This is a genomic window from Planotetraspora phitsanulokensis, from assembly GCF_016863295.1.
GTDB classification, from domain to species: domain Bacteria; phylum Actinomycetota; class Actinomycetes; order Streptosporangiales; family Streptosporangiaceae; genus Planotetraspora; species Planotetraspora phitsanulokensis.
In genome coordinates this window covers 120,890-142,434 of record NZ_BOOP01000037.1, presented here as the reverse complement: position 1 = coordinate 142,434, position 21,545 = coordinate 120,890, and the positions used below count along the sequence as shown (strand labels likewise).

At 69.6% G+C, this 21,545-nt stretch carries 26 protein-coding genes; 5 read left to right on the top strand and 21 right to left on the bottom strand.

Features of this window, described 5'->3' with window-relative positions:
- Nucleotides 1-131: 131 nt before the first annotated feature.
- The 18 genes from Pph01_RS34680 to Pph01_RS34600 all read right to left on the bottom strand — a co-directional run bounded on the left by Pph01_RS34680 (nucleotide 132) and on the right by Pph01_RS34600 (nucleotide 14,927).
- The gene (locus tag Pph01_RS34680; RefSeq protein WP_204077434.1) at nucleotides 132-905 is read right to left on the bottom strand and encodes a hypothetical protein; all 774 of its coding nucleotides are present in this window, start codon (nucleotides 903-905) and stop codon (nucleotides 132-134) included.
- 1 nt (nucleotide 906) lies between these two features.
- Entirely contained in the window at nucleotides 907-2,181 is a 1,275-nt protein-coding gene (locus Pph01_RS34675; protein WP_204077433.1) for a hypothetical protein, read from the bottom strand.
- Nucleotides 2,182-2,638: 457 nt separating this feature from the next.
- Entirely contained in the window at nucleotides 2,639-3,016 is a 378-nt protein-coding gene (locus Pph01_RS34670) for a hypothetical protein (RefSeq protein ID WP_204077432.1), read from the bottom strand.
- 26 nt (nucleotides 3,017-3,042) lie between these two features.
- Nucleotides 3,043-4,119, bottom strand: coding sequence for a hydrogenase expression/formation protein HypE (gene hypE / locus Pph01_RS34665; protein ID WP_239117234.1), 1,077 nt, complete (start codon nucleotides 4,117-4,119; stop codon nucleotides 3,043-3,045).
- A complete protein-coding gene (hypD, locus tag Pph01_RS34660) occupies nucleotides 4,116-5,243 on the bottom strand; it encodes a hydrogenase formation protein HypD (protein WP_204077430.1) in 1,128 nt (375 codons plus the stop codon). The genes hypE and hypD overlap by 4 nt, the downstream gene beginning before the upstream one ends.
- 7 nt (nucleotides 5,244-5,250) lie before the next feature.
- Nucleotides 5,251-5,502 carry a HypC/HybG/HupF family hydrogenase formation chaperone gene (locus Pph01_RS34655; RefSeq protein ID WP_308441936.1) on the bottom strand — a complete coding sequence of 84 codons (252 nt, stop codon included), beginning with the start codon at nucleotides 5,500-5,502 and terminating at the stop codon, nucleotides 5,251-5,253.
- Nucleotides 5,486-5,902 (bottom strand): hydrogenase maturation nickel metallochaperone HypA, encoded by a 417-nt coding sequence (locus tag Pph01_RS34650; protein ID WP_239117233.1) that lies wholly within the window; start codon nucleotides 5,900-5,902, stop codon nucleotides 5,486-5,488. Before Pph01_RS34650 ends, Pph01_RS34655 begins: the two co-directional genes overlap by 17 nt.
- A complete protein-coding gene (locus Pph01_RS43780) occupies nucleotides 5,899-6,003 on the bottom strand; it encodes a DUF6893 family small protein (protein ID WP_373315703.1) in 105 nt (34 codons plus the stop codon). Before Pph01_RS43780 ends, Pph01_RS34650 begins: the two co-directional genes overlap by 4 nt.
- Nucleotides 5,997-6,524: a hydrogenase maturation protease gene (locus Pph01_RS34645; RefSeq protein WP_204077429.1), complete on the bottom strand. Its 528-nt coding sequence runs from the start codon at nucleotides 6,522-6,524 to the stop codon at nucleotides 5,997-5,999. The genes Pph01_RS43780 and Pph01_RS34645 overlap by 7 nt, the downstream gene beginning before the upstream one ends.
- The gene (locus tag Pph01_RS34640) at nucleotides 6,521-8,050 is read right to left on the bottom strand and encodes a hypothetical protein (protein ID WP_204077428.1); all 1,530 of its coding nucleotides are present in this window, start codon (nucleotides 8,048-8,050) and stop codon (nucleotides 6,521-6,523) included. The genes Pph01_RS34645 and Pph01_RS34640 overlap by 4 nt, the downstream gene beginning before the upstream one ends.
- On the bottom strand, nucleotides 8,047-8,691 hold the full coding sequence (locus tag Pph01_RS34635; RefSeq protein ID WP_204077427.1) for a DUF6084 family protein: 645 nt from the start codon (nucleotides 8,689-8,691) through the stop codon (nucleotides 8,047-8,049). The genes Pph01_RS34640 and Pph01_RS34635 overlap by 4 nt, the downstream gene beginning before the upstream one ends.
- Nucleotides 8,688-9,389: a DUF5947 family protein gene (locus Pph01_RS34630; RefSeq protein WP_204077426.1), complete on the bottom strand. Its 702-nt coding sequence runs from the start codon at nucleotides 9,387-9,389 to the stop codon at nucleotides 8,688-8,690. The genes Pph01_RS34635 and Pph01_RS34630 overlap by 4 nt, the downstream gene beginning before the upstream one ends.
- Nucleotides 9,386-10,123 (bottom strand): NifU family protein, encoded by a 738-nt coding sequence (locus tag Pph01_RS34625; protein WP_204077425.1) that lies wholly within the window; start codon nucleotides 10,121-10,123, stop codon nucleotides 9,386-9,388. The genes Pph01_RS34630 and Pph01_RS34625 overlap by 4 nt, the downstream gene beginning before the upstream one ends.
- A 45-nt stretch (nucleotides 10,124-10,168) precedes the next feature.
- On the bottom strand, nucleotides 10,169-11,956 hold the full coding sequence (locus tag Pph01_RS34620) for a nickel-dependent hydrogenase large subunit (protein WP_204077424.1): 1,788 nt from the start codon (nucleotides 11,954-11,956) through the stop codon (nucleotides 10,169-10,171).
- Between the two features lies 1 nt (nucleotide 11,957).
- Nucleotides 11,958-13,034: an NADH-quinone oxidoreductase subunit B family protein gene (locus tag Pph01_RS34615; protein ID WP_204077423.1), complete on the bottom strand. Its 1,077-nt coding sequence runs from the start codon at nucleotides 13,032-13,034 to the stop codon at nucleotides 11,958-11,960.
- A 180-nt stretch (nucleotides 13,035-13,214) separates the two neighbouring features.
- Nucleotides 13,215-13,982 (bottom strand): D-sedoheptulose-7-phosphate isomerase, encoded by a 768-nt coding sequence (locus tag Pph01_RS34610; RefSeq protein ID WP_204077422.1) that lies wholly within the window; start codon nucleotides 13,980-13,982, stop codon nucleotides 13,215-13,217.
- The gene (locus Pph01_RS34605) at nucleotides 13,969-14,229 is read right to left on the bottom strand and encodes a HypC/HybG/HupF family hydrogenase formation chaperone (protein WP_204077421.1); all 261 of its coding nucleotides are present in this window, start codon (nucleotides 14,227-14,229) and stop codon (nucleotides 13,969-13,971) included. The genes Pph01_RS34610 and Pph01_RS34605 overlap by 14 nt, the downstream gene beginning before the upstream one ends.
- Nucleotides 14,226-14,927, bottom strand: a complete 702-nt coding sequence (locus Pph01_RS34600) for a D-sedoheptulose-7-phosphate isomerase (RefSeq protein ID WP_204077420.1) — start codon at nucleotides 14,925-14,927, stop codon at nucleotides 14,226-14,228. The genes Pph01_RS34605 and Pph01_RS34600 overlap by 4 nt, the downstream gene beginning before the upstream one ends.
- A 176-nt stretch (nucleotides 14,928-15,103) precedes the next feature.
- On the opposite strand from Pph01_RS34600, the gene Pph01_RS34595 reads away from it, so the two are divergent.
- The gene (locus Pph01_RS34595) at nucleotides 15,104-16,060 is read left to right on the top strand and encodes an NAD-dependent epimerase/dehydratase family protein (RefSeq protein WP_204077419.1); all 957 of its coding nucleotides are present in this window, start codon (nucleotides 15,104-15,106) and stop codon (nucleotides 16,058-16,060) included.
- 187 nt (nucleotides 16,061-16,247) lie between these two features.
- Here the strand turns inward: Pph01_RS34595 and Pph01_RS34590 are convergent, their stop codons facing one another.
- Both Pph01_RS34590 and Pph01_RS34585 read right to left on the bottom strand, forming a co-directional pair.
- Nucleotides 16,248-16,646 (bottom strand): DUF3224 domain-containing protein, encoded by a 399-nt coding sequence (locus Pph01_RS34590; RefSeq protein ID WP_204077418.1) that lies wholly within the window; start codon nucleotides 16,644-16,646, stop codon nucleotides 16,248-16,250.
- A gap of 115 nt (nucleotides 16,647-16,761) precedes the next feature.
- Nucleotides 16,762-17,229: a nuclear transport factor 2 family protein gene (locus Pph01_RS34585; RefSeq protein WP_204077417.1), complete on the bottom strand. Its 468-nt coding sequence runs from the start codon at nucleotides 17,227-17,229 to the stop codon at nucleotides 16,762-16,764.
- Nucleotides 17,230-17,324: 95 nt separating this feature from the next.
- Between Pph01_RS34585 and Pph01_RS34580 the strand changes: the two genes are divergently transcribed.
- From Pph01_RS34580 to Pph01_RS34570, 3 genes are all read left to right on the top strand, one after another.
- On the top strand, nucleotides 17,325-17,888 hold the full coding sequence (locus Pph01_RS34580; protein ID WP_204077416.1) for a TetR/AcrR family transcriptional regulator: 564 nt from the start codon (nucleotides 17,325-17,327) through the stop codon (nucleotides 17,886-17,888).
- A 150-nt stretch (nucleotides 17,889-18,038) separates the two neighbouring features.
- Nucleotides 18,039-18,728 carry an ATP-binding protein gene (locus tag Pph01_RS34575; protein ID WP_204077415.1) on the top strand — a complete coding sequence of 230 codons (690 nt, stop codon included), beginning with the start codon at nucleotides 18,039-18,041 and terminating at the stop codon, nucleotides 18,726-18,728.
- Nucleotides 18,729-19,122: 394 nt separating this feature from the next.
- Nucleotides 19,123-19,872, top strand: coding sequence for an SRPBCC family protein (locus Pph01_RS34570; RefSeq protein WP_204077414.1), 750 nt, complete (start codon nucleotides 19,123-19,125; stop codon nucleotides 19,870-19,872).
- Nucleotides 19,873-20,018: 146 nt separating this feature from the next.
- Here Pph01_RS34570 and Pph01_RS34565 read toward each other — a convergent pair whose 3' ends face one another.
- Nucleotides 20,019-20,468, bottom strand: a complete 450-nt coding sequence (locus tag Pph01_RS34565) for a universal stress protein (protein WP_204077413.1) — start codon at nucleotides 20,466-20,468, stop codon at nucleotides 20,019-20,021.
- Nucleotides 20,469-20,609: 141 nt separating this feature from the next.
- Here Pph01_RS34565 and Pph01_RS34560 point away from each other — a divergent pair, with 141 nt between their 5' ends.
- Complete coding sequence (locus tag Pph01_RS34560) at nucleotides 20,610-21,545, top strand: ABC transporter ATP-binding protein (protein ID WP_204077412.1); 936 nt, start codon at nucleotides 20,610-20,612, stop codon at nucleotides 21,543-21,545.

Below are 21,545 nucleotides of genomic sequence, written 5' to 3'. Positions count from 1 at the left end.
TCGCTGGGTGTGTACGCGAACCCATGCATGATCGCGGCTGTAGGTGGTGGCTGATGTGCGTGGCGGAATCTGCGGAAATCGTGGCGGATCGGGCCCTGTTTGAATTGCTTGATAAGGAACATTATGTCAAGTTACCTCGATTGGGGCTTCTCTCCCGGGGGTTGTGGGGTGCAGGACTTCTTGGGTTTGACGTCGGACTTGGCGGCTGTGGGTTGCTTCGGCGACGGGGTCTGACTCGCGGCCACCACGCTTGGAGTCGGGCATGGGATGGTCGGCTCCGGAGTCGTGAGGCGTGTCATGGCCAGGACCACGACGCTGATCAGTGTCACGGCGCCGATCAGGAGAATCGCGACGCCGGCTCGTGAGGGCCTCTTGGTGTTCGTGGCCGTCTCGGTGGTGTCGATTCCCGGCATCGACGACGGGGTCATCTCCTCGGGCTCCGTGACGTCTCCGTGGGATCGCAGCGCGAACCCGTGCCCGGCCTCCACTCGGAACGCCTCCTCGTCCGCGAGGAACCTTCGGTAGGCGGAGAGGGAAGCTTCGCGGCATATGCGCAGGTCATCGGGGCCAGGTGGGGCCGCTCCCCCGCCCACGTAGACGAATCCGTAGATCAACTGGAGGGGTCGGCTGTGGGTGTCCCGGGGTGCGCGCTCGGCCGGCGGTGTTCCTGGATCGGCGACGTCCTCGGCGGTGACGATGTGGGTGGCGTGGACGATCGAGATTCTGCGGCCGGAGGGCGTCTCCGTTTCGACGACGGTCGCCCGGTCCTCCCGGGTGTCCGGCACCACGGTGTCGTCGAGGACGCCGTGCTCCCCCGCTGCGATGAGGAAGCCCGGCGCGAGGAGGGTGCGGTATCCGAGGCGCCGTCCCCGTGCGACGAGGAACGGCCAGGCGTATGCGCTCATGTCACCACCCGCCTTCGGACAGCCGCGAGTACGGCAGTCGGCCTTCCAGGGCGTCCACTTTGCGGCGCATGTCGTACATGACGCGTCTGCGGGCGAGCTGGACGTTTTCGAGGCGGCGTTCCACCTCGTTCAGCTCTCTGCTGAGACGTGCGCGGTCGTCGTCGGGCGGCGCTCCCATGCGTGAGTCGAGGAAGAAGCCGAGCATGGTGTCGCCGAACGCGGCGGTGGGTGTGCCGAGCATTGCGAGCACGGTGCGGCCGGCGAGTTGGCCGGCGAAGGTGGTGAGTGAGGCGAACGCCTCGAGGGCGCCCTGCCGGGTGCGGCGGTCGACCTCGGCTCTGATGGCGGCGATGTCGTCGTGATCGAGGCGGCTTTCGATCTGTTCGAACAGGCCGGGGACGACGGCGGACAGGGGGACGTCGACGTTGGTCGGCTGCACCGCGCCCTGCGGGGTTTTGACGATCTCCCCGTTGGGGTCGATGGTGGCGAAGCCGGGTCCGACGGCGCTGACGGGGATGAGGCGGACCACCCGGGTGGCGCCGTGCAGGGTGATGAGTGAGCGGAAGTGGTCGTTGGAGGTGAGCAGGTTGCGGACGATGCTCAGCCGGGTGCCTTCGTCGGGGTGGAGGTCGGTGAGCAGGTCCCATTTGGTGATGACGAAGCTGATGGGTGCCGAGGCCTCGAGCATGACGGGCAGGAGCGCGTTGAGGGTCCGTTCGAGGTGGAGGGGGCCTTCGGGGTGGCCGTCGGCGTGCTGCCGGATGCGGTAGCCGTCGAGGACTCCGATGAGGGCGTCGGCGGAGTCGATGTGGGCGAACAGTTCCTTCTGTTTGGTGGATCCCGCGTCTTGGAGGTCGGTGAGCAGCTCCCCCGCGTATTCGAGGTATCTGAGGTTGAGGATGGGGTGTGGTGTGCCGTCGATGTGCGTCTTGACGGTGAAGGTGAAGTGGCGGGTCTCGCCTTTGGCGGTGCCGCGTGGCCAGGCGCCGGTGGTGGCGGTGTCGGCCATCTGCAGGTACCACTCGTTGAGCTGCAGGACGTCGTCGCGGGTCGCGGTGATGAAGTAGCACTGGCCGGCGGGGGTCTTGAGCCGGTGGTACATGCTGGCGAGCAGGAGTGTCTTGCCCGATCCCTGTAGTCCGAGGGCGACGACGTTGAACGTCGGGGTCGTCTCGGCGACGGTGAGCGGGCCGGGGGTGCGTCGGCCGCGGATTCGCCGGGCGAGCAGGCCGAGCAGGATGCTGAGGATGATGATGATCAGGACGACGGATGCCATGTCGTCTCCGTCCGGGGATTTGCCGTTCTGGTTGTGGGCGTGGAGGGGCGTGGCTCTGATCCTGGGCCGGACCCGGGTGGTTGCGCCTGAGTAGGCCCGTACTCAAATCAGCCGCGGTGCACCTCGGCCCTCGCGTGAGCGATCGAGAGGGCGAAATGGTGCAGTGCCGGCTTCTCCCCCAGCGGTTCGCCGGGCAGGGGCACGTGTGGCTGCGGCGGATGAGGGTCGTCGCCGGGTGGACGGGGATCAGGAAGTTTCCGGGGCCGCGCGTGCGTCGCCGTACGGGCTCGTCGGCCGGCCCGGCGGGAAGGTTAGGCCGGTCGGCGGATCACTGAGGTCGCGGCAGTGGCCGGGGTCGCCGGGGCGCGCTGCGCCGCCCGCCCGGCTCGAGAAATGCCGCGCGGGAGCCGGGGCAGGTCACGTGGTGGTCGTTGTCGCGGGATGCGCCGCGCGGGGCTCAGGTGTTCTCGTCGTGGACGAGGTGCGGTCGGCCGACGCCTGTTCCGTGTCCCTGGGCGGGTCCTCCGTACGGCCGGCCGGTCTTTTCGTGGGTTCCGGCTCGGTGGTAGGCGGATTCCTTCTTGTGTGCGAAGTCTTCGGCGCGGGTGGTGGTGCTGACGCCGACTCCGAGCGGTGAGGAGGCGTTGACGTCGGTGGCGGGGACGCCGCGGCGTTCGATGTCGCTGACTTCGCGGCCGGGTCCCTGGTCGGCGGAGGGTTTGCGGAAGGCGAGGTCGCCTGCCCGGACGACCTCGGCGCTGGCCTTGCCGACGTCGGGTGAGAATCCGTGCTGGTGTTTGCCTTCGAATCGGCCGGCCTTGGTGGTCTTGGTCATGTCCGACTCCCCCGGGTCGGCGGATCTCAGCAGATCCGCGGTAGCGGGTCACCGACGAGCAGGTCGACGATGCGGGTCCCGCCGAAGGCGGTTTTCAGCAGGACGAGGCCGGGCGGGTCGTCGTTGACCCGGCCGACGATGGCGGCTTCGCGGCCGAGCGGGTGCGAGTGCAGCGCGGTGAGCGCCGCCTCGGCGGACGCCTGGGACACGATCGCGACCATCCGGCCTTCGCAGGCGACGTACAGCGGGTCGATGCCTAGGAGTTCACATGCCCCGCGGACGTCAGGACGAACCGGAATTATGTCCTCATTCACGACAATTGCCGCTTTTGATGCCTCGGCGATCTCGTTGAGGACGGTGGCCACTCCCCCGCGGGTGGCGTCGCGCAGGCAGCGCACGTCCCCGTCGTCGCAGGCGTCCAGCAACCGGGCGGCGAGTTCGTTGAGCGGCGCGGTGTCGGAGGTGAGGTCGGCCTGGATGTCGAGCTCTCCCCTGGCGAGCATGATCGTGATGCCGTGCTCGCCGATCGGGCCGGACACGATGACCGCGTCGCCTGGCCGGGCGGCGGCGGCGCTGAGCCGGGTGGGCCGCTCGAGCGTCCCGACGCCCGAGGTGACGACGTAGCAGCCGTCGGCCTTCCCCCGCTCGACGACCTTGGTGTCGCCGGTGACGATGTGCACGCCCGCCGCTTCGGCCGCCGCGGCCATGGACGCGGTGATGCGCCGCAGGTGGGCGATCGGGAAGCCCTCCTCGAGGATGAATCCGGCCGACAGGTAGCGGGGGCGGGCGCCGCACATGGCCAGGTCGTTGACGGTTCCGTTGACGGCCAGGTCGCCGATGTCCCCTCCCGGGAAGAACAGCGGGGTGACGACGAACGAGTCGGTCGTGAAGGCCATCTCGTCGATGACCGCGCCGTCCTCCAGCGGTTCGAGCACGGGGTTGCGGAACGACTCCAGGAACACCCCTTCGATCAGGGTGTGGGTCGCCTTGCCGCCCGCGCCGTGGGCGAGGGTGACGTGTTCCTCGCGCACGCGGGCCTTGCGGCGGCGGGCCCGTTCGATGCGTTCGAGGACCTGCTCCTCAAGGCCGGTGTCACCTGTCACTGACGGGTCGCCTCCTTGACGCGCTCTCGGGAGAAGCGCCCGAAGTTGTAGTAAGCGGCGCATGCTCCTTCGGAGGAGACCATGCACGTGCCGATCGGCGTCTCCGGCGTGCAGGCGGTTCCGAAGACTTTGCACTCCCAGGGTTTGAGCACGCCCTTGAGGACCTCGCCGCACTGGCAGGAGGTGGGGTCGGCGACGCGTCCGCCGGGGATCCGGAAGATCCGTTCGGCGTCGTGGCGGGCGTAGGCGGCGCTCATCCTGAGCGCGGACTGGGAGATGAATCCGAGTCCGCGCCATTCGAAGTGGGGCCTCAGCTCCATGACCTCGTTGATGGCGGCCAGCGCCTTGGGGTTGCCGTCCCAGGGCACGACGCGGGCGTACTGGTTCTCCACCTCGCAGCGGCCCTGCGCGAGCTGGGTGAGGAGCTGGTGGACGGACTGCAGGATGTCGAGCGGTTCGAAGCCGGCCACGACGATCGGCTTGCCGTAGTCGCGGGCGATGAACCGGTACGGCCGGCAGCCGATGACGGTGGAGACGTGGCCGGGGCCGATGAAGCCGTCGAGCCGCAGATCGGGCGAGTCGAGGATGGCCTTGATGGCCGGGATGATCGTGACGTGGTTGCAGAAGACCGAGAAGTTGTCGACTCCGTCGGCCTTGGCCCGCAGGACGGTCATGGCGGTCGACGGCGCGGTGGTCTCGAAGCCGATGGCCATGAAGACGACGCGTTTGGACGGGTTCTGCTTGGCGATCTTCAGGGCGTCGAGTGGTGAGTAGACCATGCGGATGTCGGCGCCGCGTGCCTTGGCGTCGAGGAAGGAGCCGTTGCCTCCGGGGACGCGCATCATGTCGCCGAACGACGTCATGATGACGTCGGGCTGCGAGGCGATGTGGATGGCGTCGTCCACGCGGCCCATCGGGATGACGCAGACGGGGCATCCGGGTCCGTGGACGAGGGTGACCGCTTCGGGGAGGTAGTCCTCGAGGCCGTGTTTGTAGATCGTGTGGGTGTGGCCGCCGCAGACCTCCATGAACTTGTAGGCGCGGCCGGGTTCGCACAGCGCGGTGATGCGGGCGGCCAGTGCTTTGGCCGTGCCGGCGTCGCGGTATTCGTCGACGAAGCGCATTCAGGTGTCACCCCTGTTCGATCATGGATTCTCGGAGCGCCGCGATCTCGTCGTCGTAGGCCTGGCCGATGCTCTCGAGGAAGTCGAGAGCGGCCTTGGCCTCGGTTTCGTCGATCTTGGACAGGGCGAAGCCGACGTGGATGAGGATCCAGTCGCCGGGGGCGACGGTCTCGTCCTCGAGCAGGCCGATGTTGATCGCGCGTCGTACGCCGCTGACGGCGACCATGGCGAGATCGGGACGGTCATTCAGGATTTCCACGATCTCGCCGGGGATTCCCAGGCACATGGGTGGCCTCCGCCATCTCAATGGATTCGAGGACGAGGTCGTCGCCGCCCTCGGTGTCGATGTCCGCGCCGCCGCAGCCCGGGCAGATGACGAACGGGTCGGGTGAGGTCGTCGTCTGGCCGCAGGACCGGCAGGTCAGCCGGGCCGGGACGATGACGAGGTCCACGCGGGCGCCCTCGGCGGCCGAGCCCTCGGCGACCATGGTGAAGGCCTGGTTGATCGCGGGTTCGGTGATGCGCAGCAGTGCTCCCGCGCGTACGCGTGCCTGGCGGACGCGTCGGCCGGCGGCGCGGTGTTCGATGGCGGCGAGGATTGATTCGGCGATTCCGAACTCGTGCATGTTCTGCCTTTCCTGGTCGGTGTCGGGCGTCACATCTTGCGGATCTCCATGTATCTCTTGAGGTCGGGCATGGCCCGGTAGACCAGGACTCCGGCGGTGACGACGGCGGCGCCGATGACGAGTCGTCTCAACATGTCCGCTCCTCTTGCTGGGCCGGTGACCGTGTGGGTGTGCTGGCGGGTGTGTGGTCGGTGTTGATGTGCTGGTCGATGAGGTCGGCGACGAGGTCCGCTGCTCTGGGTACGGCGTCGGCGACGGGTGGGGTGAGTTCCATGCCGGGTGAGGTGTCGGCGGGTTCGCAGCCGACGATCAGCACCTGTCCCGCTCCCCCGCCGAAGGTGCCGGCCAGGGCGAGGACGGTCTCGGGGGTGAGCGCGTGGGCGTCGACGAGGGCCGCGGGGCGTTGCGGTTCGGGTGGGGGTTGCAGTACGTAGACGGTGCCGGGTGCGCCGCCGCGGCTGGTGGCGTCGACGAGGATGGTGAGGTCGTAGCCGCCGCCGGTGAGTTCGTAGGCGAGGTGGATGCCGCGGATGCCGAAATCCGCGACGCGCGCCTGTTCGGGCAGGTCGGCGTCGGCCAGGTGCCGGGCGACCGCGACGCCGAACCCGTCGTCGCGCAGGAAGATGTTGCCGACTCCCGCGACCAGGATCTTCATGGGTGCGCCTCCTCGTCGCCGAGCGGTTCCACCTCGTCGGGTGCGAAGTAGAGGAAACGCCCTTGGGCTCGTTGCAGGTCGGCGGCCGGGTCGTCGGCCAGGGTGACGGCCAGGTGCCGGGATCCGTCGACGTCGAGGAACACGGCCTCGACGTGGGCGACCCTTCCGGCGAGGAACATGTCGTGGGCGTCGGCGCGGCGCTTGCCGGGGTTGAGGCGGACGCGGCTGCCCTTGGTGAGCGGGACGCCGGAGACGGTGACGGTGTCGGTCTCCGGGGACACGCTTGCGTCGGCGCCGGGGTCCCACCAGGGCCGGCCGGGGGGCGTGGCAGGATCTGGCGGTTCCGCCGTGGTCGCGTCGAGGAGGCCGCTCCCGAGGTCGCCCGTGGACCCGCCTGCGGTCCTGTCTCCCGGTCCGGCCGGTGGACGGGCGGCGTCGGCGAAACCGGGGAAGCCGGCCAGCACCGGCCCGCCCTGCTTGTCTTGACCGGGGGCGGCGGGACGTGAGGGGGCGTCCAGGTACCTGATGACTCCGTGCAGCCGCTCGAGCAGTTCGGGAGGCAGGTCCTGCGCTCTGCGGAGGATCTCGGCCACCCGCGGATCGGTCGCCGCCGCCTCCCGTGTCTCCTCCTCGGTGAGCGTGATCGCCCGCAGGTGGAGCATCTCGTCGATTTCGGTCGAGTCGAACATGTCTCCCTGGCTCTCCGGGGCGATGTCCGGGTAGTCGTACAGGATGATCGGCGAGGACAACATCAGCCTGGGGTCGCCGGGATCGCCGACGAGTACCGGCCACACATGCTGGTTGCGGGAGCCGTCGACGGCGGGGCGTGCCCATTCCGGCGGGTCGATCAGGGAGACGAACCCGCCGTGGGTCGTCCCGATGAGCAGGTGGGCCGCGATCAGCGATCGGCGCAGCGCCTCGTCGCGAGGCGCGCTGGGTTCGTCCCAGGAGCTGGTGTTCCTGGTTTCGACGTGCAGTCTGACCAGCCCGTACGGCCCGGTCAGCCGGGTCGCGGAGACGCGCAGCCGGGCGTCGAGGGGTTGTTGCCGCATCACCATCTGGCCGACAGGTTCGCCTTCTGGCGACAGGATCGGCTCGGCCGAGCGGTCTCCGGCGACCTGGACGTCGACGGAGTGCTCTTCCGCGAGCAGGTCGCGCAGTGGGAGGACGGCCTCCGCCTCGCGTTCGGTCGCGTCGTCGAAGCCGAGGTAGACGGTCTCGCCGCTGGTCAGCTCGGGGACGACGCGGTGGCCGCCGTCGACGGTGAGCTCCTCGACGGTCCGGGATCTGAGGTGGAGGAACCGCAGGCGCAGGTGGATGACGGCGTCGTCGCCGGGGGTCTCGAGGAGGCATTCCGTCACGCTCTTGGACGGCTCGGCGGTGGCCGAGTAGCTGGGTGGGACGAGCACGCCGAACTGCCAGCGGAGCCGGTTCTTGGCCGCCGAGGCGCGGTACGGGTAGAGCAGGTAGCCCTCGTACAGGACGGCGTCGGCCACCCGGCGGGCGATGTCCATGGGGACGGTCACTTCTGGGCCTCCTTGAGTCCGCGGGCCTCGCCCAGAAGCATTTCGATGGCGTCGTCCCAGGTGGGGACGGCGTGTTCGGATTTGTAGCGGTGCAGTGCGCGTAGGGTGTCGCGGCGCAACATCAGCCAGCCGGAGCCGGGGAAGTAGCGGTCCATGAGTTCGCGCCATACCGTGACCGGCAGCCGGTGGCGGCTCTCGCAGTGCCACGGCACCTGTCGTACGGTGAAGCCGGTGTCGGTCCGGACGAAGACGGTGCCGCTGAACAGCAGGATGAGCGGGATCTCGCCTTCGTCGAGTGCGGCGAAGTACTTCCCCGCGGCGACTTCGAGGTCGTAGGTGAACGGCGCCTGCAGGTCGATCTCGGTGGATCCCTCGAATCCGGGGACCATGGTGGACACGCTGGCGAGGTGCAGCGGCCTGAGGGTCTCCCCCCAGCGGGACGGCTCGCCGAACAGGTCGCCGAGCAGCGCGGCTTCGGCGGGGCCGTACCTTCTGCGTTGCGGCTCGATGCGGAGCTGGCAGTGGAGCAGGAGGGCGTGGATCGGCGCGGGGTCGGTGATGCGCAGCCGGAAGTTCATGGTGGGCGAGGCCGCGTAGGGCTCCGGCCGTGCGCCCAGGCAGTCGAACTGTGTCTCGCTCATGCGCGCCCGCCTTCCCGGTCGCCGCCGCCCGGTTCGTACGGCACGGCCTGGCCGCGCCGTAGGAGCCCGGCGAAGAACCCGTCGATGGCGGCCCACGCCTGCTCGCCCCCGCCGAATCCCTTCCAGTGGAGCCGGACGAGGCCGACCAGTTCGTAGCAGGCGGAGATCGGCACGAGGTGGCAGGCGAACTCCCCTGTGGCGCCGCGGTCGATGAGCAGCGCCTCGACGTCGGGCTCGGCTTCGGGCAGCTCGGGGTTGGCCGCGAGGATCCGCTCCCAGGCCTGGAGCGGGAGCAGCGACTCGGTCGCCCCGGCGGGGCTGGGATAGAACGCGACGGCGTGGCCGAGCGCGGAGTTGTGGAAGAAGAAGGCGGTGCGGACCGGGATCTGTAGTTCGTCCCAGTCGGCGGCCGTCATCCGGAAGGCCGGGGCGTGCAGGTAGAGGCGTGGCACGGCGCGGTAGCGGCTCTGCGCGGCGGGCGCGAAGAGCAGGTGGCAGCCGGGGCAGACGCACCGCAGGGCCCGGTCGTCGGTGTCGACGACGTGGCCGTGGTCGTCGCCGACGGGCTGGGAGCACAGCTCGCACCGGGTGCTCTCGGTGGCGTGCTGTGCCGTTCCGGGCCCGGCCGCCACCCCGGTCTGTGGCGTGGGCGCCGGCGGCGGGGGCTCGCGGAACCGGCGCAGCCCGCTCCCGGTCATGAGATCTCCTCCGGCACCGGGCAGGGCCCGGGCGGGCGCCGCTGGATCTGCAGGAGCTGCGGGCCCTGGGCGCCGTGCCCCGCCGAGGGCCCGTGAACGGCTCCCGGCGCGGCGCGGCGGCCCCGGTGGTCGAGCCGATCGCCCTGGTCGGCGTGGTCGTCGAGGCCGTCGACGTCGACCCTGGTCACCTCGGGGGCCGCCCGGGTGATGGCACGTTCGATGGCGCCGGCGACGGTCAGCCGGGACGACGGGCAGCCGTGGCAGGTGCCTTCGAGCCGCAGCCGGACCACTCCGGCGGGGTCGACGCCGAGCAGTTCCACTCCCCCGTCGTGGAGCCCGAGATGTGGCCGGACCTCCTCGAGCGCGGCCAGCACGCGGTCGGATGTTCGCAGCGGGTGAAGGTCGTGCACGATCAGCAGGCCGGAGACGAGGTCGTCGGTGGTGAGCCGGTGCAGCACGTCGGCGGCCTCGGCGTCGGTGACGATCCGCATGACCCGTTCGAGGGCCTCGCCGTACAGGCCGACGAGGACCCGGACGAGTTCCTCCGCCTTCGCCCGGGTGTCCGGTGAGCCGAGTTCGGCGATGAGCGCCTCGACGCGGGCTCCCGCCGCGTGGACGTCCACCATGGGCTCACCTGACGCGCCGCCCGTGTGCCCGTTCGTCCCGGAGCTCGTGCCGGCCGTGGTGTCGTGGTCGGTGTCGTGGTCGCTGTCGTGCTCGCTGCCTTCGGGCATCTGCCCGGCTTCCTTTCCGTCGGTCGTCGATGGGTCGTCAGCCGGTCACGGCGTGGTGAACGCGTGCGGGCTGTGCAGCGTTTGCAGCAGCTTCCCCTCGCCGACGTACATGTGCACGCCGCACGGCAGGCAGGGGTCGAAGCTGCGGATGGTCCGCATGATGTCGATGCCCTTGAAGTCCTCCGGGGAGTTCTCCTCGAAGATGGGCGTGTTCTGCACGGCGTCCTCGTACGGCCCGGGCGTGCCGTGGCTGTCGCGGACGCTGGCGTTCCACGGCGTGGGCGGGTACGGGTGGTAGTTGGCGATCTTGCCGTTCCTGATGACCATGTGATGGGACAGCACGCCGCGGACCGCCTCGGTGAAGCCGCAGCTGATCGTCTCGTCGGGCACGGTGAACGGCTCCCACGTCTGCGTGCGGCCCTGCCGTACCTCGTTGAGGCCCTGTTCGGCGAAGTGGAGCGCGCAGGCCGCGACGTAGGCCTGGAAGTAGGAGCGGGCGCGGTTGCGTTCGAGCGCGTTGGACAGTGGTTCGCCCTTGTGCGTCGGGATCTTCCACTCGAACGTCTTCTCCGGCTTGGTCGCCGTCCGCGGCAGGTTGATCAGCACGCTGTTGCCCGTGGCCTTGACGTAGCCGATGTCGACGAGCCCGTTGAGCGCCGTGGACCACAGCCGCGCGAGGGGGCCGCCGCCGGTGTCGAGGGCGAGCAGGTCCGTGCCGTCGAACCAGCGGGGCGACATGACCCAGCTGTACTTGTCGGTGAAGTCGCGTTTCTGCGGCCGCGGGATCGTGTGCTGGTTCCACGGATGGCGGATATCGACGGGGTTGCCGAGCGGGTCGTGGGTGACGAACGGGTCGGTGGCGCCCACCCAGTCGTCGTAGTAGGAGCTGCCGAGCAGGATGCGGATGCCGAGGTTGATGTCGACGAGGTCGTTGGTGACCAGCCGGCCGTCGACGATGACGCCGGGTGAGACGAACATCTTCCGGCCCCAGTCGCTCATGTTCTCGTAGGTGAAGTCGCAGTGGTCGGGGTCGTTGAGGCTTCCCCAGCAGCCGAGCAGGACGCGGCGCCGGCCGACGTTCTCGTAGCCGGGCAGCGCGTCGTAGAAGAAGTCGAACAGGTCGTCGTGCATCGGCACGACCCGCTTCATGAACTCGACGTAGCGCATGAGCCGGGTCATGTAGTCGGTGAACAGCTGTACGGTCGCGACCGTGCCGACGCCGCCGGGGTAGAGGGTGGACGGATGTACGTGCCTGCCCTCCATCAGGCAGAACATCTCGCGGGTGAGGCGGCTCATGACGAGCGCTTCGCGGTAGAACTCCCCTTCCAGGGGGTTGAGCGAGCGCATGATGTCGGCGATCGTCTTGTAGCCGTGGTCTTCGGCGTGGGCCGCTTCGGTCCGCTCTGCCTTGGCCAGGACGCCGGGGTTGGTCTCGCGGACCATCTTCTCGCAGTAGTCGACGCCCACCAGGTTCTCCTGGTAGATGTTGTGGTCGAACATGTATTCGGCGGCCTCGCCGCAGTTGATGATCCATTCGGCGAGGGCGGGCGGGCGTACGCCGTAGGCCATGTTCTGGGCGTAGACCGAGCAGGTGGCGTGGTTGTCGCCGCAGATGCCGCAGATCCTGCTGGTGATGAAGTGGGCGTCGCGGGGGTCCTTGCCCTTCATGAAGATGCTGTAGCCGCGGAAGATGGACGAGGTGCTGTAGCACTCGGCCACCTGCCGGTTGGCGAAGTCGATCTTGCAGTAGACGCCGAGGCTGCCGACGATCCGGGTGATGGGATCCCAGGCCATCTCGACCAGTTCACGGCCTTGCTCCGATGAGGTCGTCATATCAGCTCCAGGGCGCCTTGTATCCGGTGAGCAGCTCGCGGCCCTTCCTGCGCCACTTCGGCTCCTTGTCGACGGTTCTGAACGTGAATCCGCGCAGCGTGCGGATGACCGTGCCGTAGGCCTCGCTGATGGTTGAGGAGACGTGCGCGCCGGGCGGCTCGTCCATGAAGGGCATGAATTTGTCCGGGAATCCCGGCATGGTGCAGGCGATGCAGATGCCGCCGACGTTGGGGCAGCCGCCGAGGCCGCTCATCCAGCCGCGTTTGGGGACGTTGCACTTCACGACCGGCCCCCAGCAGCCGATCTTGACGAGGCATTCGGGCGTGCCGTACTCGGTGGCGAACTGGCCCTGCTCGTAGTAGCCGGCCCGGTCGCAGCCTTCGTGGACGGTGGCGGTGAACAGCCAGGCCGGGCGGAGCGCCTGGTCCAGCGGGATCATCGGCGCCTGCCCGGCGAGCTGATAGAGCAGGTAGAGCAGGGTCTCCGACATGTTGTCGGGCTGGATGGGGCAGCCGGGCACGTTGACGATGGGCAGGCCGGCCTTGGACCGCCAGTCCCAGCCGAGGTAGTCGGCCACGCCCATGGCGCCGGTCGGGTTGCCCGCCATGGCGTGGATGCCGCCGTAGGTGGCGCACGTGCCCGCGGCGATGATGCCCGTCGCGTTCGGCGCGAGCCGGTCGAGCCATTCGGCGGCCGTCATGGGCTGGCCGGTCTCGGGGTTGTTGCCGAAACCGGTCCAGTAGCCCTCCCGCTTGAGCGACTCGTTGGGGATCGACCCTTCGACGACGAGGACGAACGGGTCGAGTTCGCCGCGTGCGCCCTTGAAGAACCATTCGATGAAGGCGTCGGCTCCCTGCATCGGGCCGGATTCGTAGTCGATCAGAGGCCAGTGCACGGCCACCTTGGGCAGCCCGGGGAAGACGCCGAGCACGATGTCCTCGATGCTCGGCTGGGACGCGGCGGTGAGGGCCACGGAATCGCCGTCACAGCTCAGGCCGGCGTTCATCCAGAGAATGTGGACGACCGGCTCCTCCTGCTTGCGCTGCTTGCTGGTCGCTGACTTCGTCGGCGCTGTCATGACGCCTCCCCGTCTCGATACCGTGTCGATGCGTTCGGGTGCTTCGTGGCTGGTTCGTGCGTGGTTTGTAGCTGTTTATGGGCCGGATCCGCGCGGGCTCAGGCTGGTTCGGGCTGGTTTTCGCGGCCTGCTCGCCGGGTGTTCGCGAGCGTGGTTCATCCCGTTTGCCGGGTTCTCGGGTCACGGTGGGCCGGAGGCCGGCAGGGCCTCGGCATGGTCGCCGGGGCGGCTGTCGGCATGGTCGCCGGGGCGGGCGTGCGCTCCTGTCGGCGTACCGGCCAGGACGTGCTGGGTGAGCTCCCACAACACGTGGTAGACCGTCGTCTGGGCCTCCTGGATGCGGTGCACCGACGACGACGGGACGACGAACAGGTGGTCGAGCACCCCGGACTCGGACAGCTCGGTGAGCATCCCCCCGTGCCCGCCCGCCAGGCCGACCGTGAGCATGCCGCGTCGCGCCGCCTCCTCGAAGGCGCGGGCCACGTTCGCCGATCCCCCGCTGGTGGACAGCCCGAACGCGATGTCGCCGCGACGGCCGAGCGCGGCGAGCTGGCGTGCGAAGACCGCGTCGAAACCCACGTCGTTGGACAGCGCGGTCACGACGGCGACATCGGTGGTCAGCGACAGCGCGGGCAGCGGACGGCCGCCGGGAGGCCGCAGGAACGCCGTGGCCACCTCCTGGGCGTCGGTGCTGCTGCCGCCGTTGCCGAACGTGAACAGCCGTCCGCCGCCGGCGAAGGCGGCGGCCATCTGCTCGGCGCACACGGCGACGCGGTCGCCGCAGACCTCGGCCATCCGGCGGCGCAGCAACACGATCTCGGTGGCCTTGCCCTCCGAGGACCGGGTGGCGTCGGCCCAGACCGGGGCAGGGTCGGCCGAGGCCTCGTAGAGGAACGGATACAGCTCCCGCGTTCCCCCGCCGAGCGCCGGGTCCTCAGCGGCACCCATCGTCGTCCACCCTGGTGACGACGGCGATCGCCTCCTTGGCGTGGACCAGGATCGTGTCGCCCACGGCGGTCTCCACCAGCGCCACGCTGACCTCCTCGGGTTCGCCGTCGCCGGTGTCGACGACCGCCATGTCCCGGTACTTCAGGCGCACGACCGTGACGGGCACGGCCTCGTCGGAGCAGGTCACGCAGGAGCCGGTGTGACAGTCGTCGTCCGGCCCGTCCGCGGGGTCGAAACCTTCGTTCATGTGAGGGCCTCCTCGCCCTGTTCGAGAAAGACGTGGACGAGTTCCCACAGCAGGTGATAGGTCGTGACGTGGATCTCTTTGACCACGGCGGGGTCGGCAGAGGCGACGGCGATGACATGGTCGGCGTGCCTGTTCTGCCCGCGGTCCGCCCGGTCTTCCTTACCGTTCGGCCCGGTCCCGGTGTCGCCCCCGGTGTGCGCCGCGGACGGGCCGTCCACGCGTGTCTCCGTCCGCGCGGGCGGCGTGTCCCGGCCTCCCGTCAGGGAGACCGTCAGCAGGCCCAGCTCGCGGGCGGCCTCAAGGCCCCGTCGTACGGCGGCGCCTCCGTCGTCCCGTGAGATCCCCACCGCGATGTCGCCCCGGCCCGCCCAGTGGCGCACCTGGTGGGCGAACGCCTCGGCCATCCCCTCGTCCGCGCCCACCGCGGACACCGTCGCGGCGTCGTTGCTGAGCGCCAGGGCCGGCAGCGCCGGTTTGCCCACGATGACGGGGTGCATGAACTCGACGGCGACGTGGGCGGCGTCGGTGCCCGCCCCTCCGTTTCCGAACACCACGAGCTTCCCGCCGCGGCGGAACCGCACGGCCATGTCTCGGGCCGCGCGGGTGATCAGCTCCGCGTCGCGCGCGAGAGCGCCGCCGGCGGTGTCCCGGCGGGCGAAGGCCTCACGTGCGACCTGCTGGATCGATGCGACGGGCATGTGGCGCTCCTTGACGGTAGTCGTCAGGCTACGGTGGGTGTCCGAGGACGAGATACCTCGAGCGTCACAACCTCGAGTAAAGCTCTTATCGGGGGACCAAGCTCCCGTCCCGGCAGATCATCGCCATACCGGCCACTCAGGCGGAGAGGGACACGGTGGGACTACCATCCGGCGCCATGCGGATTCTGATTCTCGGCGGCACCTCGTTCGTCGGACGCGCGATCGTCGACGCGGCACGCGAAGCCGGCGCCGACCTGACGCTCTTCGGCCGCGGCAGAACTGGCTCCGAACTGTTCCCCGGCGTGCCGCGGCGTATCGGCGACCGCGACACCGGAGACTACGCGGCGCTGCGTGAGGGCGTCTGGGACGCGGTGGTGGACGTCAGCGGCTACGTGCCCCGTCACGTACGGCAGGCCTGCGACGTGCTCGGCGAGCGGGCCGGGCGGTACCTGTTCATCTCCAGCAACGCGGTCTACCAGCCCGGTAGCGGGCCCGGCTCTGACGAGGACGCGCCGCGCCTTCCGGCCGAGCGGGACACCGAGCAGATCGGCGCCGACACCTACGGTCCGCTCAAGGTGGCCTGCGAGGACGACCTGCTCGCCAGGTTCGGGCAACGGGCGACGATCGTGCGGCCCGGTGTCGTGGCCGGGCCGTACGACAACCAGGAGTTGTTCACGTACTGGGTGCGCCGGGCCGCGCGCGGCGGGCGGGTGGCCCTGCCCGGACGCCCCGAGCAACCGGTGCAGGTGGTCGACTCGCGGGACCTCGCCCGGCTCGTGCTGCGGCTGCTCGCCGATGACCGGCCGGGGGCGTTCAACGCGGTGGGCCCGGCCGAGCCCGTGACGATGGCCGGGCTCATCGAGACGTGCGCGGCCGCGGCCGGCACCCGCGTCGAGATCGTGCCCGTGCCGGCCGAGTCGGTACCGCCGGGCTTCCCGCTGGTGCGCCCCGACCCGGTCTGGGAGCTGACCTTCCAGCGCAGCGCGGCGCGTGCCCGGGCGGCGGGCATGCCGGCGACGCCGTTGTCCGTCACCGCCGCCGATGTCCTGGCCTGGGATCGTGAGCGGGGTCTGCCGCCGCTGGAGGTGGGCCTGTCCCCGGAGGAGGAGGACAGGCTTCTCGCCGGAGCGTGAGCATGCGCGGGGACCCCTGGCGACCGCGAGGCCTCGGCGTCCGTTCACGTCGTGGGCGCCGATGGCACTCGCCGATCGTGCGGGCGATGGATGACGGTGTCGACCAGGCGGGATCCGCTCGCCCGCCGTTGTCTCGGCACGTGCCCGGGAACACGCCCGGGGTGTCAGGGGTGCCCGTGCTCGTGGGTCACTGGACGGTGTAGTCGAGGGTGTAGGCGTGCCCGCCATCCTCGAGGATCTCGATCCGGCCTTCGCCGCGTAGGCCGGTGAGCTCACCCGTGCCCGAGGTGGCGACGACCAGCCAGCGCATCCAGGGGTTGCCGTCGTCGTCACCGCCCGCGCTGTGCTGCAGGACGAAGGTTCCCTTACGGCCCCCGAGCGTTCCCTCGACATGCTCGATGCCGACGTAGGCGGCGGGACCGGCCTCGGTGGCGACGGTCATGATCTCGGTGGTGCTGGTGCCTTCGAGGTCGCCGCGGAAGGCCTTGGTGATGCGCGTCCGCCCGATCGTGGCGCCCGTCTTCTCCTCGGTGGACACTTCTTCCCAGCCGGTGATGTCGAACATGCCCGTCGCGTGATTCGTCATGTCTCGACCCTGCCGCATGTTCCTGTCATCCGCCGTCAGGTTTCGCCGGCGTCCGCGGCGCCATCCCGTACTGCTGGACGCTCGCCACAGCGCCGTCGCGGCGTCGTCAGGGCGGTCATCCGGGGAGCTCGCCGAGCGCCGCCGCCATGGCCGCCACATCCTGGTACTCCCGGACGTGGACGACCTTGCCCTCACGGACGCGGAGCACGGTGACGAACGCCGCCGACGCCTGGCGGCCGGTGGTGAGCACCGTGCCCGCGAGGAGGTACTCCGCGATGATCACCTCGGGATCGCCGGTCTCATGGACGACGAGGTCGCGGAACTCCTCGAACCGCACGGGCAGCGCCGCCCGGCCGGGCCCTGCGATCGCCTCGAACGCGGCCCTGCCCTCGATGCGGCGGGGCCGTCCCGGAGGGTTGAATGGCCACTCGACCACCAGGTCGTCCGCGAGGTCGTCGCCGTAGGCCGTACGCGTGCCCCCGGCCGTGGCCGCCGCGCCGTCCGTGCGCGTCCGGGGGCCGGCGAAGCCGGACAGCACGGCGTCCTGCCATCGGGTGAACGCGTCGCGTGCGGTGAGGGTCATGGGTCCTGGTTCCTTTCCTGCGGGCCGGACGGTGTGCCGTACACTCGGAGTCGTGACTCCGCTTAGAAAATACGGAGCGACGACTCCGTTTGTCAATGGGTGAGGGGCGGCCGCTGCGCGCGGACGCCCAGCGCAACCGCGCCAAGATTCTCGAGGCGGCCGAGGTGGTCTTCTCGGCCCAGGGGCTGTCGGCCTCCACGGAGGATGTGGCCAAGGAGGCAGGCGTCGGCATCGGCACCGTCTTCCGCCACTTCCCCGCCAAGGAGTCCCTGATCGAGGCGGTCTTCCTCGCCCGGGTGCGCAGGCTGGCCGACAAGGCGGCGGCGTTGTCGCAGGCCCAGGCGGGCCCGGCCTTCTTCGGCTTCTTCACCTACGCGGTGGAGCAGGCGGCGACGCAGAGCGCCTACGCCGACGTGCTGTCGGAGGCCGCCGCCGCGGGGAACGGGGAGGAGGCGTCCGTGGTCGGGGCCGAACTGGCCGCCACCGTCGAGACCCTGCTGACCCGCGCACAGCAGGCCGGGGCCGTCCGCGCGGACATCGGCCCGGCAGAGCTGATCGCGTTGCTGATCGGAGCGTCCCGGGCGGCCGAGCGCGTGGGCGCGGACGTCCGGCTGAAGGCGCTCGACATCGTGTTCGACGGACTTCGTCCCGTTCAGTGATGACATGAGCGCATCCGACAAGAAACTTGTCTGAATCCTGAAAACCCCGTCACTTCTCAACCTTCCATGACAGATGATCGGAGGCATGCGTCTTCCTCGGCTGCTCCCGCAGCCCGCGCCCGCCGGGGCCGTCCAGGAGTCACTCCGGGGATGTTGACCTCACCTTTCTCCTCACACGGCGACCGGCGGGTCGCCGACCGAGTCTTCGGCTCGGCACTGACGGCGCCGAGACGGGCCCGGGCCTTCGTTCGCTGTCAACTCGGCAGGTGGGACCTGGCCAACCTCGCCGAAACCGCCGAACTGCTGGTGTCGGAGTTGGTGACCAACGCGGTGCATGCGACCAACCAGGTCCGCAACGCCCCGATGGCGTCGTCCATGTTCCCCGTGGCAATGCGGATGGTCGCTCTCCGGCTGCGCGTCTCCTCGGGCCCGCGCAGCCTGTTCATCGAGGTGTGGGACGGCAGCGAGTTGGTGCCGATGGTGGCCGAGGCCGACACGTCCGCCGAGGGCGGCCGCGGCCTCGCCCTCGTCGGCATGTTGTCGACGAACTGGGGCCACTACACCGCGCGCGACCGAGGGAAGATCGTCTGGTGTGAGCTCCCTCTTCCGCCGGTCGCCCCGACGCGCTCCCCCGCCAGACCGGCCCGCGTCACGGCCGCGCTCGGCCACAGGAAGGGCCCGGCCGCCGGGCAGGACGACGCGCACCGGGCACTGCCCCGCAGGGTTCGGCGGCACCCCCTGGCCGAGCGGGCCGCGGGACCGGACGAGATGACGCTGCTACGCGTCCTCGACGGCTTGCGCAACCTCGACGACGCCGACATGCCCGAAGGCTCCAGCTGAACAGCGGAACCTTCAGAGCGGACTCCCGCCGTGATCATGCACATGTTCGGTCGGTGCTGCCGTTACAGGCCACGCGCCTCCTCAGAACGTGCATGATCATGGATGGCGTTCCCCCTGCTCGCCGGCCCTTCAGCCGAATCCGCGCATGATCACGGTTGATGTTTCCGCTGGCCAGGCGGGTAATTTGCGAACCTGTGCATGATCACGACCCTTAGTGGGCCCATCTCGGTGTCCACCTACCGACAAGTTTGTGTTTCTTGCCAGTGATAATTGTCGGCGGTACGTGGACGCCTCCCTGGGACACCTCCCCGGGACCCCGGCCCGTCCGGATCATCCGATCCGGAGAACACTTGATGAGCTGACGACGTCACTTGATAGAGCAAGGAGTCCTGACATGACGCACCCGTTCGAGGTCAACGAGGAGATCGAGCTCCCCGCCTCCCCCGAAGAGGTGTGGGAAGCCATCGCGACCGGTCCGGGCGTCGACTCCTGGTTCATGGGGCACACCGAGATCGAGCCCCGCGAGGGCGGCAGGGGCCACATGACCCTGATGGGCGTCACCGCCCATTCCACCGTGACGGCGTGGGAGCCGGGCAGGCGTTTCGCCTATCGCACCGACGAGAACCCCGACGGCACGTTCATGGCGTTCGAGTACATCATCGAGGGACGCGGGGGAAGCGGCACGACTCTCAGGTTCGTGCACAGCGGCTTCCTCGGGGACGACTGGGAGGCCGAGTACGACGCGCTGTCCAAGGGCGACGGCATGTACCTGCGGAAGCTCGCCGCTTACCTCGAGCACTTCTCCGGCCGGACCTCGACGTCCAACCTGTTCGCTCCCGGGCCGCGCGTCACCGACGCCGATCACGCCTTCCAGGCCATCGCGACCGCTCTGGGACTGACCGGCACCCCCGCCGTCGGCGACCGCGTCAAGATCGGCGTGGAGGGCCTCGCACCCGAGGAGGGTGTCGTCGTCTTCGCCGACACGCCCGCCTGCCTGGGCGCGGTCACCTCTGAGGCCCTCTACACCTTCATCCGTGGCTATCAGGAGGCCATCTACCTGGAACGCCACGGCTTCTCGGACGAGGCCGACGCCAAGAAGGCCGAAGCCGCCTGGCAGTCCTGGTTCTCCCGCTCGTTCGCCTGACGTCCGGACCACTCCGCGCCACCTCTGCGGCCGATTCGTACGGAAACATCAACCGTGATCATGCGCGGATTCGGCTGTAGGGCCGGTGAACAGGGGGAACGCCGTCCGTGATCATGCGCGACGGTACGACGGTCACGGTACGACGGTCACGGTACGACGGTGACAGGCCACCGGCCGGCGCGGACGAGGCGGATCGCCACCGAACCCATGATGCGGTGACCTGCCTGAACCGAGGCGCCGACGACGACGGCGTCGGCCCTGACCTCGTCGGCGACGCGGATCAGCACACCCGCGGCGTCCCCATGCTCGATGCGGAAGACGTAAGGGACCGGAGGATGGATGGTCTCCGAGATCTTGGCCACCCGTTCGCGTAGGTCGGCTGCGACCTCATGACCGGCCATGATGGCGGAGGCGGTCGCGTCGGGCACGAACGAGGTGATCGTGTTGGAGGTGGCGGCGAACACGAAGACCAGCTTCGAGCCCTGGCGGCGGGCGAGCCCCCACGCGTAGGCGAGCGCCCGGAGCGAGGTCTCCGAGCCGTCGATTCCCACGAGGATCCGCTGAGGTCCATCGGTGCCGATCTCGAACCCGCTCATGCCGTGAGCCTATGACCCGGTGGGCGCGCTGCCCCAGCAGGGGCGGCGAAGAGCGTCGATCATGCGCCCCGGCTCGGGGTCACGCGGGCGGCCGAAAACCTGTTGCGGAAATGTCGGTGCCGTTGGTTAGGGTCTCGACACGTGGCTGACCAATCTCTGATCCATGCTCGCGGCCTGGTCAAGCGTTTCGGGGACTTCACCGCCGTCGACGGGATCGATCTGGAGGTGGCGCCGGGAGAGGCCTTCGGCTTCCTCGGGCCCAACGGTGCGGGCAAGTCCTCCACGATGCGAATGATCGGTTGCGTCTCCACGCCGACCGCCGGCGAGCTGCGCATCCTGGGAATGGACCCGGTCCGCGACGGCACCCGCATCCGCGCGAGGCTCGGCGTCTGTCCGCAGCTCGACAACCTCGATCCCGATCTGTCCGTCCGGGAGAACCTGACGACCTACGCGCGCTATTTCGGGGTGTCCCGGGCCGAGGCGCGCACGCGGGCCGACGAGCTCCTGGAGTTCGTCCAGCTGTCCGATCGCGCCAACGGCAAGGTCGAGCCGCTGTCCGGCGGCATGAAGCGGCGCCTGACGATCGCCAGGGCGATGGTCAACGACCCCGACCTGGTGCTGCTCGACGAGCCCACGACCGGCCTCGACCCCCAGGCGCGCCACCTGGTGTGGGAGCGCCTGTTCCGGCTCAAGCAGCGCGGCACCACCCTGGTGCTGACCACGCACTACATGGATGAGGCCGAGCAGCTGTGCGACCGGCTCGTCGTCATGGACGGCGGGAAGATCGTCGCTGAGGGCTCCCCGAGAGCGCTCATCGAGAACTACTCCACGGCCGAGGTCGTCGAGTTGCGCTTCGCCGACGGGCTCGACTCCAACGCCCAGTACGCCGCCAAGCTCGACGGGATCGGCGACCGGGTCGACCCGCTGCCCGATCGGGTGCTCCTGTACGCCGACGACGGTGACGAGGCCATGGCCGAGGTGCACCGCCGCGGTCTCACGCCGGAGAGCGTGCTCGTGCGCCGCTCCACGCTGGAAGACGTCTTCCTGCACCTGACCGGCCGGACGCTGGTGGACTGA